Source organism: uncultured Tateyamaria sp., assembly GCF_947503705.1.
Lineage (GTDB): Bacteria > Pseudomonadota > Alphaproteobacteria > Rhodobacterales > Rhodobacteraceae > Tateyamaria.
This window is the reverse complement of record NZ_CANNES010000002.1, coordinates 80,459-97,792: the sequence shown is the minus strand read 5'-3', so window position 1 is coordinate 97,792 and position 17,334 is coordinate 80,459. Positions and strand designations below refer to the sequence as shown.

The following is a 17,334-nucleotide window of genomic DNA, read 5'->3' as shown; positions in this document are numbered from 1 at the left end:
CGTGTCACGGGGCGCGGCCTGCGTCGATGCGGGTAATGACCTCGAGATTGGTCAGCCGTGCCGCACGTGACGACGAGGCCGCATCGAGTGACACGATCACATCGACCACACGCGCATCAGTGTTTGCAGCCGGGTCATCAGATGTGATCGTCTGGCGGCCAATCGCCAGCCCGATGGCTGATACCGTACCGTTCAATGGGGTCGAGAATGCGTCTGCGGTGATTTCGACCGGGTCGCCAATCGCGACGCGGCCGATCATCGACTGATAAACCTCGGCCTCCACATTCATTTCTGCCGTGTTTCCAAGTTCCATGATGCCGTCATTTCCAGGCTTTTCGCCGGGTCGGACATTGATCGTAATCACGGTGCCGTCGATGGGCGCGCGCACAAAGGACTCGTCCAGTGAAAGCTCCGCGCTTGACAGATCAACTTTGGCCGCTGCGACCTCTGCCTCTGCGAGCAAAATGGCCGGTTGCGGTGCGTCGCCCTCAACGTCGAAGCGCGACAAAGTCGCTTCTCGGCTGGCAACATCACGTTGCGCCTCGGTTGCGCGGGCCAATGCGGCATCAAAGACCGCCCTAGTTGTCACGCCCCGTTCCAAAAGCGAGGTGGCCCGTTCCAGTTCGGCGTTGGCGGCTTGTGCGGTCGCTTCCGCCCGTTCCAACGCGGCACGCGCCTCTCGTAGGCTGGCCATGACGTCCGCGCGCGCCTGTAGCAGCGCGGCTTGTCGAACTTGCAAGGCGGCGCGGGCGGCCTCGACTGTGCTTTCAAGCTGATCGCGATTGTCGAGGACGGCAAGCAGGTCACCTGCTGCAACACTATCACCTTCGCGCACGCGCAATTCCTCTACTCGGGCATCGCCTGCTCCGAATGGGGGGGCAACGGTTACAATGTCGCCCTGTGGGATAACACGGCCCAATGCGACAACATCGCCGCCCGAGATTACAGCAACTTCTTCCTGCGTTTGGATCTGCAGGATCGCCTGAGCGATTGGGGTGTCGGTGCCACCCCCGGGTTCCAGTCCGGTCGCTGTGAAAATCGCCTGAAGCCCCGGGGGTTGATAGTAGAGCCCAATGACGCCGCCTAAAAAGATGGCCAGAATAAACCCGGGTATGGTCAGGATGAATTGCGCCACGCGCCCATTGCGCCCGCGTGCTTTTCCGGGTTTGCCGATGTTTTCCTTCTCCACGGCGGCGCGCGCGATGCCGTTATCCGTCATGGGAAGGTCTTTTGGTGCTGGATCGGGCATTGTGTACATCCATTAATGACGTATGCGTCATTAGCAGATAGGGGATCGACCTGAGAGATGCAATCCGAGACAGGAAAATGGTGCATCCGACGCGATGGAGGCTGTTCTGAACAGGATTTCTGAATGCGTGAGCGGCAGCGCGACGCTCATTAGCATTGCTGCCCGCGATGACAGAATTGAGACGCCTGATCTGCAAAAGTTGAGTGTATTTCGCGCTCCAGAACCCTCAGCGTGCCGGAACGAGAGCGCGAAATTATCACGGCGGACGCCTCAAATACTCTGAGCGTGATGTCGACAACTGTCCGGCGGAGATGGACCAGGCGCTCTCCCTTCTTGCGACAAGTGAAACGCGTTCAGGATTTCAAGCGGGCGTTCTCAGGATCGTAGACGTAGGGGTTGTGGCGGGTCGCAGTGCAGTCATTACCAAACATGCGAACTGTACAATCCTCGGCCGCGCCAAGAGTGCCTCTCTTGACGTAGCCCAAAACAAGGTTTTTGCCCGTTCGGTAGCCATGACTGGCCGAGGTCACGTAACCGATCAGAGCGCCATCCTTCATGATCGGGTCCGAGGGCATCGGCTCGGACGCGGGTTCGGTGATCTCCAAGCCGACCCATTCCCAATTTGCAGTGGTCTGCGCTTGGGCCAAAACAGCGTCGCGCCCGGTAAAATCGCCCTTCTTCATATTTGCAAAACGGTCGAGGCCAGCATCAAACAGCGTATATTCTGTCCCGAAATCTGCGCCCCAGCCGTGATACCCCTTTTCGATCCGCATCGCATTCAGGGCATAAGAGCCGAATTGGCACCCGCCAAATTTGCCGACATTGGCCATTATGGCCTCATAAACGTGGACAAGATGCTCAGAGGCCAGATGCAGTTCCCACCCCAACTCGCCCACATAAGACACCCGCATTGCTGTCACAGGAATGCCCGCCACGGTAATTTCCGCGACAGAGAGCCATGGAGCCGCGTCCGCAGAGAGATCGGCATCGGTCAGGGGTTGCAGCACCTCGCGCGATTTTGGTCCCATGACCATCAACGCCGCGTCATGCGCATATCCGCGTTGTAATGTGACGCCATCTTCTGGCAATTGGGCGCTGAGCCAGTCAAAATCCCTCAGATCGGCCAAAGTCGGGCCGCACAGCAAGAACCGATCCTCGGCCAGGCGTGCCACCGTTGCTTCGGACCAGAAATGTCCCTTGGGTGTGAGCATGTACCCCAGCCGCACACGACCGGATTTAGGGATGCCGCCACACATCAGTCTGGATAAGAACGTTTCGGCCCCCGGGCCGCGCACATCGTATTTTGTGAAGCCACCATGATCCATCACGCCGACGCTTTCTGCGATTGTCCGGCATTCCCGTGCGACGGCGTCTTGCCAGGGTTCATGATGAAACGATAGACCGTCGTCGCCGCCGTCCTTGATGGTATCGGTCTGGAACCAGAAGGCGCGTTCCCACCCCGCGATCTGGCCCATGACTGCGCCGTCCGCTTTCAGGCGCTCATAAAGTGGCGTCGATTGCACCGGGCGTCCGCGCTGCATGTTCCGGTGCGGGTAGGGGATAGCGTATTGCAGGTCATAGTGCTGCGACGCCCGCGCATGGGCGTAATCCTGTGTCGCCCAATCGCCAAAGCGGCGCGGATCCCATGCGGCAAGGTCCCATTCGGTTTCCCCTTCGGTGATCCATTCGGCCATGGCCTTGCCGATTGCGGCTGAATGGGTGATGCCGACCTGCACACCGGCGGCATGATAGAAATTTGGGGCGCCTGCGGCCGGTCCGACCAGCGGCAAAGCGTCAGGCGCATAGGCGATGGGGCCATTCACAAAGCGCTGCGCGCCCGCTTCGCCCAGCAGGGGAACATGCGCCATCGTCGCCTCCAGCACGTCGAGAATATCCTCCACACTGTCGGGGAAGAGCTGGTGCGCAAAATCATCCGGCGGCCCGTCGTGTTTCCAGGCGGGTCGGCCATCATGGGCGTAAGAGCCGACAAGAAACGCGTTGCGTTCGCGACGCAGATAAAAGCGGATGTCAGGATCGCGCACGAGCGGGAAAAGATCACTGTGCGCTTCGAGCGCCGCCAGCGGCTCGGTTACCAGGTATTGATGTTCGAGGGTGACGACGGGCGCCGACAATCCCGCCATTTCAGCGATCTTGCGGCCATAGAAGCCACCCGCGTTGATGACGATTTCGGCCTTTACGCGGCCCTTCGGACAGCTCACCAACCACTCGCCCGATGCTGTTCGTTCGATCGCAGTCACCGGTGCGAACCGTTCCACCTGCGCGCCCAGTTGGCGCGCTCCCTTGGCCAGGGCCTGGGTCAGTTGGCTGGGGTCTATGTCGCCTTCGTAGGGGTCCAGGATGCCGCCCAGAACAGTGTCATCCGGATGCCAAAACGGGTGCATCTCGTCCATCTCGGATGGGGTGAGCATGCGCAGATCGAAACCAGCGCTTTCGGACACACCGCAAAGGTGGCGAAAGAGGTCCATCCGAGCCTCGGTATGGGCAGGCCAGAACGCCTGCGTATGGCGATAGGTGATCGCACTGTCGACTTTTTCGGCGAGGTCTTTATAGGTCGCCCAGCCGTAATTCCCTGCACGCATCCCAAGCCACGAGGTCGCATAGGTCGGAATATTGCCTGCTGCATGCCAGGTCGAACCCGACGTCAGCTCGTTGCGCTCCAGAAGCAGCGTATCGGTGACGCCGGCCAGAGCGAGATGATAGAGGATCGAAGTGCCAACGGCGCCTCCGCCAATCACAACAACGCGAGCAGTGTTTATCATCGGGTCAACTTCCTTCAGTCAGTCGAATATCAAAGGCGGCGCGGATCGCCGCTTCCCGCTCGGCAGGCAAATGGGTTGGCTTTTCGGCCAGCAGTTCTGCAGTGCGATCCTTGGCAACATCCCAGATCGTGAGGGACCCGGCGTCAGTCCAGTCAGAGATGCTTTGTCGGTTGCCAATGCTGGGATAGACGTATTCCGTTTTCATCAGTTCCAGCGTCTGCGCCTCGCCCAGATAGTGGCCGGCCCCCGTGGCCACCGCCTCGATCCGGTCCAGATCAATCGCGGTGTCCGTCATTTCGACCCCGCGCACGGTGCGCAGAATGGCACCGCACATGTCGTCGTCGATGACCAGAGCCTCCGGCGATGCGGCCATGATCGACCCGAGCATCCCGACACTGAGGTTAATCATGTCGGCGCCGGCCTGTGCGGCCAGTGTGACGGTGTACCCCTTTTCATACCCCGCCTGCGCATCGGGTATCTTGGCATCCGTCATGCCCGCAGATGCCGTTGAGGGCAGGCCAAGATGAAGCAGCAATTGCGCGGCGGCGGCGGCGGCAACGGCCGCCTCTCCGGACCCGCCGGTCATTGCCCCGGTGCGCAAATCCGAGATGAACGGCATGAATGCAAAAATGCAGGGGAACCCCGGCTCGATCACATCCACAACCATCAAGCCCGCGAGCGTTTCAGCGAGGCCCTGCGCCAAAGCCCCGGCCAAAGTGACCGGACTAGTCGCGCCCGCTTGCGCCGCCGTGCAGATTTGCAGCGGCATCCGATGGGCCATGGCGCGTTGCATGATCTCAATGCCCTCGGGCGCGTATCGCAGTGGCGAGACCGCATGAACAATCACGCCAAAGCAAAACGGCTGGGCGCGAAATCCGCCCTCACGTCCCAGTGCCATGTCAAACATCGACACCACCGGATCAAGATGTTTGGCGCTGTCAAAGCTGATGCCGATGGGCTTGGCGCAAGCCTTGAGGCAGGCAAAACCCGTGTTCATATCCAGTAAGAACGGCTGATCCATGTCGCGCGCGATTACCGGGCGCAGGCCGTAGTGAATGTTTGGCAGCTGTCCGACGAGGCGCATCAAGTCATAAAGATCATCAAGCTGCGCACCGCGAAAACTGTTGGTGCTGCTGTCCAGGATTTCGGTCGCGGCGCCGCCGGTGCCGATATGCACTTTGCCACCACCGATGGTCAGGCCCAAGTTCTCGACAAAGCCCGGCAGATTGACACGCTTTGCTGCACGGGCGATGGCAGTCTCAACCATTGCCTGGGGAAAGCAGACGCGCCCATCCGCGCGTCGCGTCGCGCCCGCGTCCACCATGCGTCCGGCTATGTCGGGCGGGCATCCTCCGATCCCGGTCCGGGCCAGAATATCCATCGCCGCCTGAACGATCCGCGCGACCCCATCCGCATCCAATGGACGAAAACGCCCACCTCGCGGTGCGGGCGCAACAGCTGTTGCCGTGACGGACGTGCGTCTTTTGCTTCTGCGTGCCATGTTACTCTTTCATGAAGCGCGTTTGCGCAGACACTGCACAAGCAGCCTTGATGAACTCAATTCAAAAATTCGCGCATCCAGATGAGGGGTTTTCACCCAAGAATACATTTCTTTGGAGCTTTGTTTGGTTGTAGCGTGACTGAACCCAACCTACGAAAGCTGGCCATGAACCGCATTACTACATTTGAAACAGGCGACCTGATCGCACGCAGGTGCAGTATACCTTTGCCCGTAGTTTTGCCGCCCATGGCCTATTCCTGAACGGGGCACCATGAAACGGATCACGCTGGAAACCTTTGTCGCGCTGGCCCATCTGCGGCACTTTGGAAAAGTTGCCAGCCAGCTGAACACGACCCAGTCCACCGTGTCAGCACGGATTGCCGGGCTTGAAAGCGATCTTGGCGCGGAATTGTTTGCGCGCACTTCGAATTCAGTGGCTTTGACACCGAAGGGGCGCGAACTGCTGACCCATGCGACCGAAGTGATTGCAAGCATGGACCGCATGTCACGTGCTGTGGGCCTTGACCCCTACCGTGAAGGCACCCTTCGCTTGGGCGTATCCGAGACACTCGCCTCGACTATTTTGCCCGGGTTTATTGGGGCATATTCTCAACAATACCCCAATTCCAGCGTCGAGATCATCGTCAACAACACCGCTTTCCAAAGGGATCAACTCGTGGAGAGGGGGCTGGATTTGGCGCTCTTGATGGGCCCGATTTCACATGCCCTCATCGCCAACGTGCCACTGTTGGAGTTGCCGATGATCTGGGCTGTCGCGCCTGATCACCCGCTTGCTGCAACGGATGTGGTTACTGTGGAAGCGCTGGCGGCCTTTCCGATCCTGAGCTATGCAATGAATTCGCGACCCTATATCGAGCTGGTCGAAAGTCTTCGTCTGGCGGGTGTCCAGACACCGCGATTGTTTTCGTCCAACGCACTGGGTGCCAGCGTGGCGATTGCCGAGGCAAAACTGGCCGTATGCACAGCCCCACAAATCTATGCAGCGCCCTATATCGAAGCTGGAAAACTGGTAGAGATCACGACGCCGATTGTGCTCAATCCGCTTAGTTTCACAGCGTCCTATCGGACAGAACCAGGCAATGACCTTGCCCAAGAGGCCGCAGGCATTGCGGCCATGATCGCACAGGATTGGAAGTCACTCAGATCGTAAAAAACGATTGAGACCGAGCAAAAACGACAATTGGATTCGATTGTTGCGATTTTCTAGGCTCACTTCATGTTTCTCATGGAGGGAATGAAATGAAGCTGCCAAATCTATCTGCACTCGCCCTTGTCCTTGCTGCGGCCCCCGCAGTCGCCGAGGACTTGCCCGAAACCAAGCTGAATGTCGTCGGCTCTTGGGGGATGGTGTCGATGTATACCGATTTCACTCAGCCGTTCTTTACAAAGACACTGCCCGAAGTGTCTGGCGGTGCGATCACTGCCGATATTCGCCCCTTCAATGAACTGGGTATGGATGGGTCCGAAATCATTCGCCTTGTTGAGCAAGGCACGCTGCAATTCGCGGAAACACCGATGGGCTATCTGATCGGCGACAACGCCTTGAACGGTGGAAACGACCTGCCTGGCCTTGCGCCCGATATTGCGACGGCGCGTGCCATTTCGGACGCTTGGAAGCCAGTCATGGCCGAAGAATACCGCACGGCTTATGGCGTCGAATTGTTGGGGGTCTATCCCTATTCCGCCCAAGTCGTTTATTGCCGTGATGCCTTGTCGGGCCTGTCCGATCTTGAAGGGCGCAAGATCCGCGCGTCAGGCTCGGCCATTGGGGATTTTGTCGATGCCCTCGGTGCAACGGCTGTCTCGATGAGTTTTGGGGAAGTGGTACAAGGCCTGCAAACCGGAGTGATCGACTGTGCGATCACCGGATCGATGTCTGGCTTCAACGCCCGCTGGAATGAGGTTGCGACCCACATTTATGAATTGCCCATCGCGTGGTCGCCTGTCGTACTTGTGGCCAATGGCGAACTCTGGGACGGACTGGACGAAAGTGTCCGCACCTTCCTGACAGATCAGTTCACAGCCTTTGAAAACGAAGTCTGGGCCGGGGCTGGCAGCGAAACCGCCGAAGGTTTTGCCTGCAACGCAGGCGAGGCGGGCTGTACGCGCGACAATCCCGGCAGCATGACCCGTGTTTCGGTAAGCGACGCGGATATCGAGTTGCGCGACAAGATCTTGCGCGACGTGGTGCTGGCAAATTGGGGCGCACAATGTGGCGCAGACTGTGTCGCAACATGGAATGCATCCGTCGGTTCGGTGGTCGGTGTGACCATCGAATAGCGTCAAACGCCCATTCCAAATCCGACCGCGCGGCGCAGGTTGCGCGGTCGATAAGTCACCCACAAAATGTCGTCAGGACCGGCCATGTATGAGTTTGCTGAACGTGTTTCGACTTGGATGGCGCGCATCTGCGGCGTGGCATTGCTGCTGTCGGTCGCGATGATCGCTGTTGAAGTGGTTAGCCGCAAACTTTTGGGGATCAGCCTCATCAATGCCGACGAAGTTGCGGGCTATATCCTGGCGATTACAGTGACTTGGGGTTGCTCTTTGGCGATCGTCCGGCGCGCCCATGTGCGTATCGACATCTTGCACGCACAGCTGCCCCGACCGGGGCAGGCTGTCCTTGATCTGCTTGCTTTGATTTCCATGTTTGCCTTCGCTATTTTCCTTGCCTGGTTTGCCACCGGATTGTTCGAAAACTCATGGCGCACGGGTGCTGTCTCCAACAGTCAGATGCAGGTGCCGCGTTGGATTCCGCACGGGCTTTGGGCGGCAGGCCTTTGGGTTTTTGGTGCGGTCACGGCCATTCTGATCGCCGAAACCATTCGCGCGTTGCTGCGCCGCGACCTGACGTCTGCGCATGCGATTGCCGGAGTGCGCGGCGCGCAAGAAGAAACCGACGCCGAAATTCGTGACGCGCAGGAGCGTAGATAACCGATGCTCATGACTGCCCTCATTCTCTTGATCGTCTTGATCGCGCTTAGCCTGCCGATTGCGGCGGCTCTGGGCGTGATGGCCGTCACTCTGGATCGCACTTTCGGTTTCCTGCCGCTCTATCAGGCGTCGGGCGAGGTTGCTTGGACAGCCTCATCCGGCTTCCTGCTTATGGCGATCCCGTTGTTTGTCCTGCTCGGAGAGATCATGCTGCGCTCGGGTGTGGCTGACGCGATGTATGACGCGCTGGCCAAATGGTTGGGCTGGCTCCCGGGTGGCGTGATGCATGCCAATATCGGGGCCTGTGCGCTTTTCTCGGCCACTTCCGGCTCTTCCGTCGCAACGGCGGCCACGATCGGCACGGTTGCTGTGCCGCAGATTGACCGCCACGGTTATGGACCCAAGCTGTTTCTTGGCACACTTGCAGCGGGTGGCACACTTGGCATTCTGATCCCGCCGTCGGTGAACCTGATCATTTACGGTATTCTGACCAACACCTCTGTTCCGCAGCTTTATATCGCGGGGATCATTCCCGGGCTGATGCTGGCGGGGCTGTTTATGGCGGCGATCATAGGCATCGTGCTGTTGCGGCCCGAAATGGCGGGTCACCGCGCTCACTATACTCTGGCCGAACGGTTCGCAGGCACAATCGGGGTTCTGCCTCCCATCATGGTCTTTGTCGTGGTGATTGGCTCGATTTATGCAGGCTTTGCCACGCCGACCGAGGCTGCGGCTTTGGGAGTTGTCGCCGCATTGATCATCGCGGCGGGGCGGGGGCGGCTGAACTGGAAGATGCTGAACGAGGCGCTGGAAGGCACGGTCGTGACCACGGCCATGATCGTTCTGATCATCATGGCGGCATATATCCTGAACATGATCCTGTCCGGCATCGGTCTGACCTCGCAGCTCAACCAGTTTGTGACAGGACTTGGGCTGTCACCGATGCAGATGCTGCTGGCCGTTGTTATTTTTTATGTGGTGCTTGGCTGCTTCATGGAAACGCTATCCATGATGATCACGACGATCCCGATCATCGCGCCCTTGATGTTCAGCCTTGGCTTTGACCCGGTCTGGTACGGGATCGTCATGATGATCCTGATTGAAACTGCTCTGATTACCCCGCCCATCGGGTTGAACCTTTATGTTGTGCAGGGGGTGCGTGGGCGCGGCCCGATGACGGATGTCATGCTGGGGGCGTTGCCGTTCGTTGTGGCCATGGCTGCGATGATTGCGCTGCTTGCCGTGTTTCCGAACTTGGCCTTGTGGCTGCCAGAGATGTTGATGCGCTGACTATGGAAAGAGAGAATTGATGGCAAATATTGCTTTTATCGGGCTGGGCACGATGGGGCGGCCCATGGCGAAAGTGTTGCAGGCGGCGGGTCATGATGTTCTCGGCATGGATATCTCTGCCGAGATGCGCGCCATGTTCGATGGTGCGGTTGAGCCAACGGCTGCGGCCATCGCCGAGGCAGAGATCATTGTGACCATGTTGCCCGAAGGGCGGCACGTCGCCAAGGTCCACGCCGAGGTCGTCCACGCCGGGGCGGCCTCTAGCGCGCTGCTTATCGACTGCTCGACCATAGACGTTGATACGGCGCGCGATTTGGCCGCCCAAGCCAAGTCGAAGGACCTCATGATGCTGGATGCGCCGGTATCCGGTGGGCCAACAGGGGCGGAGGCGGGCAGCCTCAGCTTTATGGTCGGCGGCGCGGATGAAGCCTTTGCTAGAGCCAAGCCAGTTCTGGAAGCCATGGGCGCAAAGATCACGTTCTTTGGCCCGGCAGGTTCGGGGCAGGCGGCCAAGGCGTGCCACAACATGATCTGCGGCATCACGGCAATGGCGGTGATGGAAGGCTTTGCGCTGGCTGACGCGTTGCAACTGGACCTGCACAAGTTCTATGCGCTTTGCGCAGGTGCCGCTGCGCAGAGCTGGACGCTCGAAAATCGCTGTCCCATCCCGGGCGTGGTGCCTGCCGCGCCGTCGTCTAACGCATTTGCCCCGGGCTTCGCCTCGGCGCTCATGGCAAAGGATTTGCGACTGGCGCAAGCGGCGGCGACTTCCACAGGTCAGATCACACCCTTCGGCGCAGAAGCTGCGCGCGCGTTCACGGAGTTTGCGAGAATGGACGGAAATTTGGACTTTTCCGCGATCTACAAAACGTTGCGGGCGCTGCCCGATGAAGCACAGGACTGAAACATGGCACTACTTGAATACACCTTGCCGACCGACGGGCTTGCCGGATCATACATAGACGGAAGATGGCACTGGCCGGAGAACGGCGCAAAACTGGCGGTGGAAAACCCGTCCCGTCGCAAAGTGATCTGTGAAATTGGGCGCGGAACAGCAGCCGAAATTGACCTCGCCGTTGCCGCCGCTGAACGTGCGCGTCGCGATTGGGCTGCGCGCCCTGCATCCGAACGGGGCGCGATGCTGACCGAACTGGGCAACCGGCTCAGCGCCCACGCGGAGGAAGTCGCCCGCATTCTGGCTGCTGAAAGTGGAAACGCGGTGCGCACCCAGTCGCGCGGCGAAGCGGCGGGTGCTGCAGGTGTGCTGAAGTATTACGGTGGTGTGGCCGTCGAACAAAAAGGCGAGACATTGCCGTTGGGGCCGGGAATTTTCTCCTATGCCACGCGTGAACCGCTGGGCGTTGTCGGGTCGATTATTCCGTGGAATTCACCGCTGCAGCTGGGGGCGGTCAAGATTTCAATGGCACTGGCCACCGGTAATTGCCTTGTGCTGAAACCTGCCGAAGACGCGCCTTTGGCTGTATTGCGGTTGGTTGAATTGGCCGCTGATATATTCCCCCCAGGTGTCTTCAACGTGGTCACGGGCCTTGGCGAAGAGGCAGGTGCCGCCCTTGCCAATCATCCCGGCATTGCAAAGGTTTCGTTCACCGGATCGTCCGAGGTCGGCAAGCTGGTGTCCCATTCCACCGCCGACAGGATCGCCAATGTGACGCTTGAACTGGGCGGCAAGAGCCCCTGCATCATCTTTCCCGATGCCTGCACGCCCGAGCGGATCGACGCCACGGCACAGGGGGTCGTGAATGCCATGCGCTTTGCGCGGCAGGGGCAAAGCTGCACCGCCGGGTCGCGCCTGTTTGTCCATAAATCGGTCTGGGATGACCTGATGCCCCGCGTCGCGGAAAAGGCCGCTGCCATGACCGTCGGCGATGCCCTCGACGAAGACAGCGACATTGGTGCCGTGGTCAATGCCGAGCGTTACGACGAAATCTGCGCCTATGTCGCCGAGGCCGAAGCGCAGGGGGCGATCTTCCTCACCGGCGAGACGCCCAAGGGCACAGACGCGGGCTTTCACCCGATCCCGACGATCCTGACCGGCCTCGACAATTCCTGGCGCATTGCGCGCGAAGAGGTGTTCGGCCCGGTGCTTGTCGCACTCGCTTGGGAGGACGAGGCTGACATGATCGCTCAGGCCAACGATACGCATTACGGGCTGGCCGCTTTTATCTTTACCCACGACATGAGCACGATCATTCGGATGACCCGGGCGATTGATGCAGGCTGGGTTCAGGTAAATCAGGGCGGCGGGCAAATCCCCGGCATGTCCTATGGCGGGATCAAACAATCGGGCATGGGGTCTGAGTACTCCATCGAAGGCGCGCTTGAGGCCTACACGTTCCGCAAATGCGTGACGGCGGCAGTCTAATCATGGGCAATGATCGTTTCGGCAATGCGCTTGATCCTTCCGTGGGCTTTGCTCGCGGCCGGTTTCTGACGGACAGCGCAGCGGAAATTCGACGTCTGCGGCACGCGCAGGCGATTGCAGCGGATGTCGTTGCGTCGCGGGGAAGCGAAGCCATCGGCGTTTTCACCGGTAATCCGCGTTACTTCCCGCTCAAACCCGAAGACCTGGATACCTATTGCGAGGAATGGATCGGCCCCGGTCTTTTCGCTGGCGAATTGGCAGAGGTCGCCATTACCCATTTCGGGGGCGGAGACACCGTGGCCGTAACCAACCGGACCAGCGCCGGGATCGTCGCTGCCATCCTGGCTCTGTCAGATGGGCGGCCCGTTGTGTCCGTGGTGCCCGACGGTGACCGAAGCCACGCGTCCGTTGTGCGCGGCTGCAAACTGGCGGGTGTCGAGCTGATCGAGATACCGGGCAGTGCCGTGCCTGCCGCAGCGCTTGTGGAACATCGCCCCGCCTTGATGGTGCTGACCACAGTGACCAGTACACTGGCGCGGCTGCCGGACGCACAGACAGATGTTGCCATTTCCGCAGGCAAGGCAGCGGGTGCGACGGTTTTCATGGACGAAGCATATGGCGCGCGGCTTCGGCCCGTGCTGTATGGTGGGGCTGAAAGCCTGACCATGGGGGCGGATTTTGCGATCACCAATGCCGACAAGGCGGGTTTGTCCGGCCCCCGGGCCGGTATCCTGTGCGGTGCATCCACGCCGGTTCTGGCAACACTCGCCAAGGCGTCAGAGCTGGGCCAAGAGGCCCGCGCACCGATTGCGGCGGGTGCGATGCGCAGCCTGCAAAAGTTTGACCCAGAGGATTTGCGCAATGAGGCCCGCGATGGTCAGTCCATTGCTGATGCCTTGGCGCATGCCTGGGGTGCGGACGTTGTGCAACGCTCTGACTTAGGGCCGATGCTGGATGAACAGGATGTTCTGAAACGGGTGCTTGTGATGGCCGGACGCAAGACTGCAAACATCGTGCCGGCCGAAGCAACCGCAGCGATTGGGATGATCCTTTTGCGTGACAATGGGGTGTTGACGGTAAACACGCATGGGGCCCCGGGCGGGCGGGTGTCGCTGCGCTTGAAACCCACTGCTGGCGCATTGGACGCGGTTGGGGGCGTGGCGGCATTGGTGACAGCGCTGGACAGAGCCGCGGGAATGGTCGCAGAGCGACTGGATGACGGGGCGTGGTTCGAGGAAACACTGTTTGGGGGAAGCAGATGAGCGATTTTGTCAAATATGACGAACAGCTGGACAGATTGGTCAACCTCGACATCGGCAACCGCGGGATTGAACCGCTATATGACGCGTCGCGTGCGCTTGTTGGTGGCCCCCTCGTGGCGGCGGCAGCGGACAGATTGCTGGCGATCCCCCAGGGGGGCTCGGTGATCGTGACGACCGGTTCGGTGTCGCGCGCGTGGCTGTCGCCCGAACTGGGTGAAAATGACGGCCCATCGGGGGCCGCGGCGGTGGTGCGGGCCCTGTGGCTGGCGCGCAGGGCCACAACCGTCGTGGTGATCGAAGAAACGTTGATCGCGGCGATGGCGGCGGTTCTGCGAGCCTGTGGCCTAGCCGTGGTTGACCATGCGACCGCAAGGGAGGCCAGCGCCGACGGGTCTATGGCTTGCGTTGTGCTGGAATCCTATCCGGTTGAGGATGTAGCCGGGCAGGCGGCGGCGCGCGACATGCTAAAGCGTTTGAAGCCTGACCTTTTGTTTTCGACAGAGCGTGTCGGGCGCAACGAGAACGGCATTTATTACAACATGCGCGGGCGCGACTATGGTATGGGCCGGGCGCGTATTGATATGCTCTTTGACGAAGGTCTGGCGCGGGGCATACCTGTCGTTGCAGTCGGCGATGGCGGGAACGAGATTGGCATGGGCGTGGTGGCGGACGTGGTCAAAACGGCGATCCCTTACGGCGGCCCTGGTGATTGCCCTTGTGGCGGGGGTATCGGCGCGGTCAGCGGTGCGGATGTTCTGGTGACGGCGGCCGTTTCGAACTGGGGCTGCAGCGCTATTTGCGCCGCAATGGCTTTGCGCGTTGGCGACGCCCGTTTGGTTCACACACCGGCAATGGAGGCACGGCTGCTAGAGGTGATGACGGCCAACGGCCTGATCAATTCGGCTGACGGCATAATCGACCCTCACGTCGATGGTATCCGTGACACGACCCATATAGCATTGGCGGAAATGGCCGAGGCCGTTGTACGCAAGGCCCTGGCCTAAATTTAAAACCACAAGAACCCATGGCGGTCTCAGAGAAGGCAGACACCAATGATTACCGACAACCCCACCTTGATGGCCGACATTCGCGGGCGTTTTGCACATGTCGAAACTTGCCCTGTGGCCGGGCCGCGCGTCTTCTTTGAAAACGCGGGCGGTGCCTTGACGTTGAACAGCGTTGTCGAGACGTCCAACCACTTTGCCGCGATCCCGGACAATCAGGGGCGCGACAATGAAATGGCACATGAACTTGTGCGTGTGATCAATCAGGCCAAGGACGATATGCGTGTCTTCTTCAACGCGCCAGAGGGGGATATCTTTGCCGGTGAAAGCGGGACTGAACTGCTGTTTCGACTGATCATGAACGCCATTCTGGAAACAGAGGACGGTGGTGTTGTCCTCGGGTCGACACTTGAGCACCCTGCGACCCGCAGTGCCTGCACACGCTGGGCCAAGGTGGCAGGCAAGCCCTATGTTCAGGTGCCGCACAATGATGCGACCGGCTGCGTGACGGCGGAGGATTACATCCCGCATCTGCGCCCTGACATCCGGGTGGCCACGATCCTGCACACGTCGCCGGTGACCGGCATGGGCGTGGATGTTGCCGCCGTGGCAAAGGCCATCCGTTCCGTCGCGCCGGATGCGATCATCATTGTCGACGGCATCCAGCACGCAAGTCATGGGCTGATCGACATCAAGGGCTACGACATCGATGGCTATGTGATTTCTCCCTACAAGGTGTTTTCGCGCCATGGCTACGGGATCGCCTGGACATCACCCCGGTTGAACGCATTGCCGCATGACAGCCTGATCGGTGGGCCCGAAGGCAATTGGGAATTGGGAACACGCGACACAGGTGCCTATGCTACAATGTCCAATGTGGTCGAGTATTTCGACTGGCTGGGCGGTCAGGTGAGTGATGCGCAGGACAAGCGCGCACGCATCGAGGCGGCGGGCGCGGCCATCCATGATCATGAACAGGCGCTGACCAACGCAATGATCTTTGGCACGGGCAATCTGGCCGGTCTGGCGGACCTGCCGGGCGTGGGCATCATCGGTGGCGAGGATAATCCGGCCCGCGAGGGATTGGTTTCCATCACGCTGGAAGGGACAGATGCCCCTGATCTGGTCACAGCACTGCGCGCACGCGGTATCCGAACGCACACCCGCAAAGCAGATCATTACTCAGGAAACATTCTTGATCCTTTGGGGTTGCCATCGGCCGTGCGCGTTTCGATGTGCCACTACAATTCGGTCGCCGAGGTGTCAGCCTTCCTTCAGGCCATGCGTGAAATCGTAGATGGCGCAGCGTCCTAGCCCGAGGCCGCTTTCTGTCGCTTATGCCTGAGATGACAAGTCGCACGCCATAGAAGTCGGCTCGTAAAAGCCGACTTTTCGGGTTGAAGGGCTAAGCGCTGCGCTGATTGGTCAGGCCCGGCCACGCACCTCTGCCCAGACGTCATCAAGTGCGTCTTTCAGGATCGCCGTGGCCTCAATGATTTCATCTTTGGAGATGATCAGCGGTGGCATGAAACTGATGCGGTCTGGGGGGATGGACCTAAGGTACAGCCCGCGCGCATGGGCGCTGTCCTGAACCATGGTGCCCACCTTCAGCTTGGGGTCCCAAAGTCGCCGACTGGCCTTGTCCTGTACCAATTGGATGCCGCAAAAGAGGCCGATGCCGCGCACGTCGCCAACCAGTGGATGGTCCATCAGTGCCTCGCAACCGGCAAGAAATGGTTTTGACACCTTCTGCACATGACCGACGAGATCAATGTCGTCATAAATCGACAAGGCCTCAAGCGCGACGGCGGCACCGACCGGGTGACCCGCATAGGTGAATCCGTGGCCGAGTACGCCGGCTGCATCGGAATTTTTCATCAGGTCATCGAACAGATCTTGCCGAAACATAACGGCTGACATCGGGAAAAAGGCTGCGGTCAGCGCCTTGGCGCAGGTAGTGCTGTCCGGGGTCAGCCCAAAGGCCTGTGCCCCCCAGTAGTGCCCGGTGCGGCCAAATCCGGTGACGGTCTCGTCGACATGGAAATGGATGTCATATTTGCGGATGATGGCCTGCATCGCGTCCCAATAACCTTCCGGTGGACGAATGGCGCCGCCCCCCGACTGCATGGGTTCCGCAAAAAAGGCCGCGATTGTATCGGGACCCGCATCAAGCACTGTCTTTTCAAATTCTGCCGCCATGCGTGCCGAGAATTCTAGCTCGTTCTCTCCGTCAGCAGCGTGGAGGTAATAGTTGGGGGTGGAAAGCTTTAGAAAGTCATCCATTGGAAGACCAAAATTGGCATGCATATGCGGCTGCCCGGAAAGCGCCACAGCAGCTACTGTGTTTCCGTAGTATCCGCGCCACCGCGAAATCATCCGACGCCGCTGTGGCTGACTACGGGCGATGTTGCGCGCCCAGATGAACTTGATCATCGTATCGTTCGCCTCGGACCCCGAGCATTGGAACATGGCCTTCTCGAAAGGCACGGCAGCCTTGGACGTCAGCGTGTGGGCCAACTCTGCGACTTTCGGATGCGAGCGGCCATAAAACGTGGGCGCAAAGGGCAGTTCTTGCATCTGTTCGAAGGCGGCCTTGGCCAGACGATCATTGTTATAGCCAAGCGAAACGCAGCCCAGGCCGGAAAAGCCGTCAATGATGCTTTGCCCTTCGTCTGTAACGAACCGCACCCCGTGGCCATTCACGACCATTGCAGTCGGCCCATTGTCCTGATGGCCCCGCAAATCCGTCTGCCCGTGGACGTGATTCAACCGATCATAAGCGCGGGGCGAATTCATTGCAGATTGCGTGTTCATTGTGTGGCCTCACTATTTTCGGCTTCAGCTTTCAATAATGTTTACTGAGGCGCAATGTCGTATAATGTCAGTTTTGATGAATTTCCTTCATGCAAG

General features: G+C 59.6%; 13 protein-coding genes. 9 read left to right on the top strand and 4 right to left on the bottom strand.

Annotation, left to right across the window (positions count from 1 at the left end):
* Positions 1–4: 4 nt before the first annotated feature.
* From Q1A44_RS06580 to Q1A44_RS06570, 3 genes are all read right to left on the bottom strand, one after another.
* Entirely contained in the window at positions 5–1,249 is a 1,245-nt protein-coding gene (locus Q1A44_RS06580; protein WP_299621701.1) for an HlyD family efflux transporter periplasmic adaptor subunit, read from the bottom strand.
* A gap of 353 nt (positions 1,250–1,602) precedes the next feature.
* On the bottom strand, positions 1,603–4,029 hold the full coding sequence (locus tag Q1A44_RS06575; protein WP_299621698.1) for an FAD-dependent oxidoreductase: 2,427 nt from the start codon (positions 4,027–4,029) through the stop codon (positions 1,603–1,605).
* 4 nt (positions 4,030–4,033) lie between these two features.
* Positions 4,034–5,530, bottom strand: a complete 1,497-nt coding sequence (locus tag Q1A44_RS06570; RefSeq protein ID WP_299621695.1) for a trimethylamine methyltransferase family protein — start codon at positions 5,528–5,530, stop codon at positions 4,034–4,036.
* A 271-nt stretch (positions 5,531–5,801) separates the two neighbouring features.
* On the opposite strand from Q1A44_RS06570, the gene Q1A44_RS06565 reads away from it, so the two are divergent.
* The 9 genes from Q1A44_RS06565 (at position 5,802) to Q1A44_RS06525 (ending at position 15,738) form a co-directional block, all read left to right on the top strand.
* The gene (locus Q1A44_RS06565) at positions 5,802–6,701 is read left to right on the top strand and encodes a LysR family transcriptional regulator (RefSeq protein WP_299621692.1); all 900 of its coding nucleotides are present in this window, start codon (positions 5,802–5,804) and stop codon (positions 6,699–6,701) included.
* An 89-nt stretch (positions 6,702–6,790) separates the two neighbouring features.
* Complete coding sequence (locus Q1A44_RS06560; protein ID WP_299621689.1) at positions 6,791–7,831, top strand: TRAP transporter substrate-binding protein; 1,041 nt, start codon at positions 6,791–6,793, stop codon at positions 7,829–7,831.
* Between the two features lie 84 nt (positions 7,832–7,915).
* Positions 7,916–8,485 (top strand): TRAP transporter small permease subunit, encoded by a 570-nt coding sequence (locus Q1A44_RS06555; RefSeq protein ID WP_299621686.1) that lies wholly within the window; start codon positions 7,916–7,918, stop codon positions 8,483–8,485.
* A gap of 3 nt (positions 8,486–8,488) precedes the next feature.
* Positions 8,489–9,775, top strand: a complete 1,287-nt coding sequence (locus Q1A44_RS06550) for a TRAP transporter large permease (protein WP_299621683.1) — start codon at positions 8,489–8,491, stop codon at positions 9,773–9,775.
* A 19-nt stretch (positions 9,776–9,794) separates the two neighbouring features.
* Complete coding sequence (locus tag Q1A44_RS06545; protein WP_299621680.1) at positions 9,795–10,679, top strand: NAD(P)-binding domain-containing protein; 885 nt, start codon at positions 9,795–9,797, stop codon at positions 10,677–10,679.
* A 3-nt stretch (positions 10,680–10,682) separates the two neighbouring features.
* A complete protein-coding gene (locus Q1A44_RS06540) occupies positions 10,683–12,158 on the top strand; it encodes an aldehyde dehydrogenase family protein (RefSeq protein ID WP_299621677.1) in 1,476 nt (491 codons plus the stop codon).
* A 2-nt stretch (positions 12,159–12,160) separates the two neighbouring features.
* Entirely contained in the window at positions 12,161–13,420 is a 1,260-nt protein-coding gene (locus Q1A44_RS06535; RefSeq protein WP_299621674.1) for an aminotransferase class I/II-fold pyridoxal phosphate-dependent enzyme, read from the top strand.
* The gene (locus tag Q1A44_RS06530) at positions 13,417–14,424 is read left to right on the top strand and encodes a glutamate cyclase domain-containing protein (protein WP_299621671.1); all 1,008 of its coding nucleotides are present in this window, start codon (positions 13,417–13,419) and stop codon (positions 14,422–14,424) included. Before Q1A44_RS06535 ends, Q1A44_RS06530 begins: the two co-directional genes overlap by 4 nt.
* A 48-nt stretch (positions 14,425–14,472) precedes the next feature.
* Positions 14,473–15,738, top strand: a complete 1,266-nt coding sequence (locus tag Q1A44_RS06525; protein ID WP_299621668.1) for an aminotransferase class V-fold PLP-dependent enzyme — start codon at positions 14,473–14,475, stop codon at positions 15,736–15,738.
* A gap of 111 nt (positions 15,739–15,849) precedes the next feature.
* On the opposite strand, the gene Q1A44_RS06520 is transcribed toward Q1A44_RS06525, so the two are convergent.
* Positions 15,850–17,238: an aminotransferase class III-fold pyridoxal phosphate-dependent enzyme gene (locus tag Q1A44_RS06520; protein ID WP_299621664.1), complete on the bottom strand. Its 1,389-nt coding sequence runs from the start codon at positions 17,236–17,238 to the stop codon at positions 15,850–15,852.
* Positions 17,239–17,334: the final 96 nt, after the last annotated feature.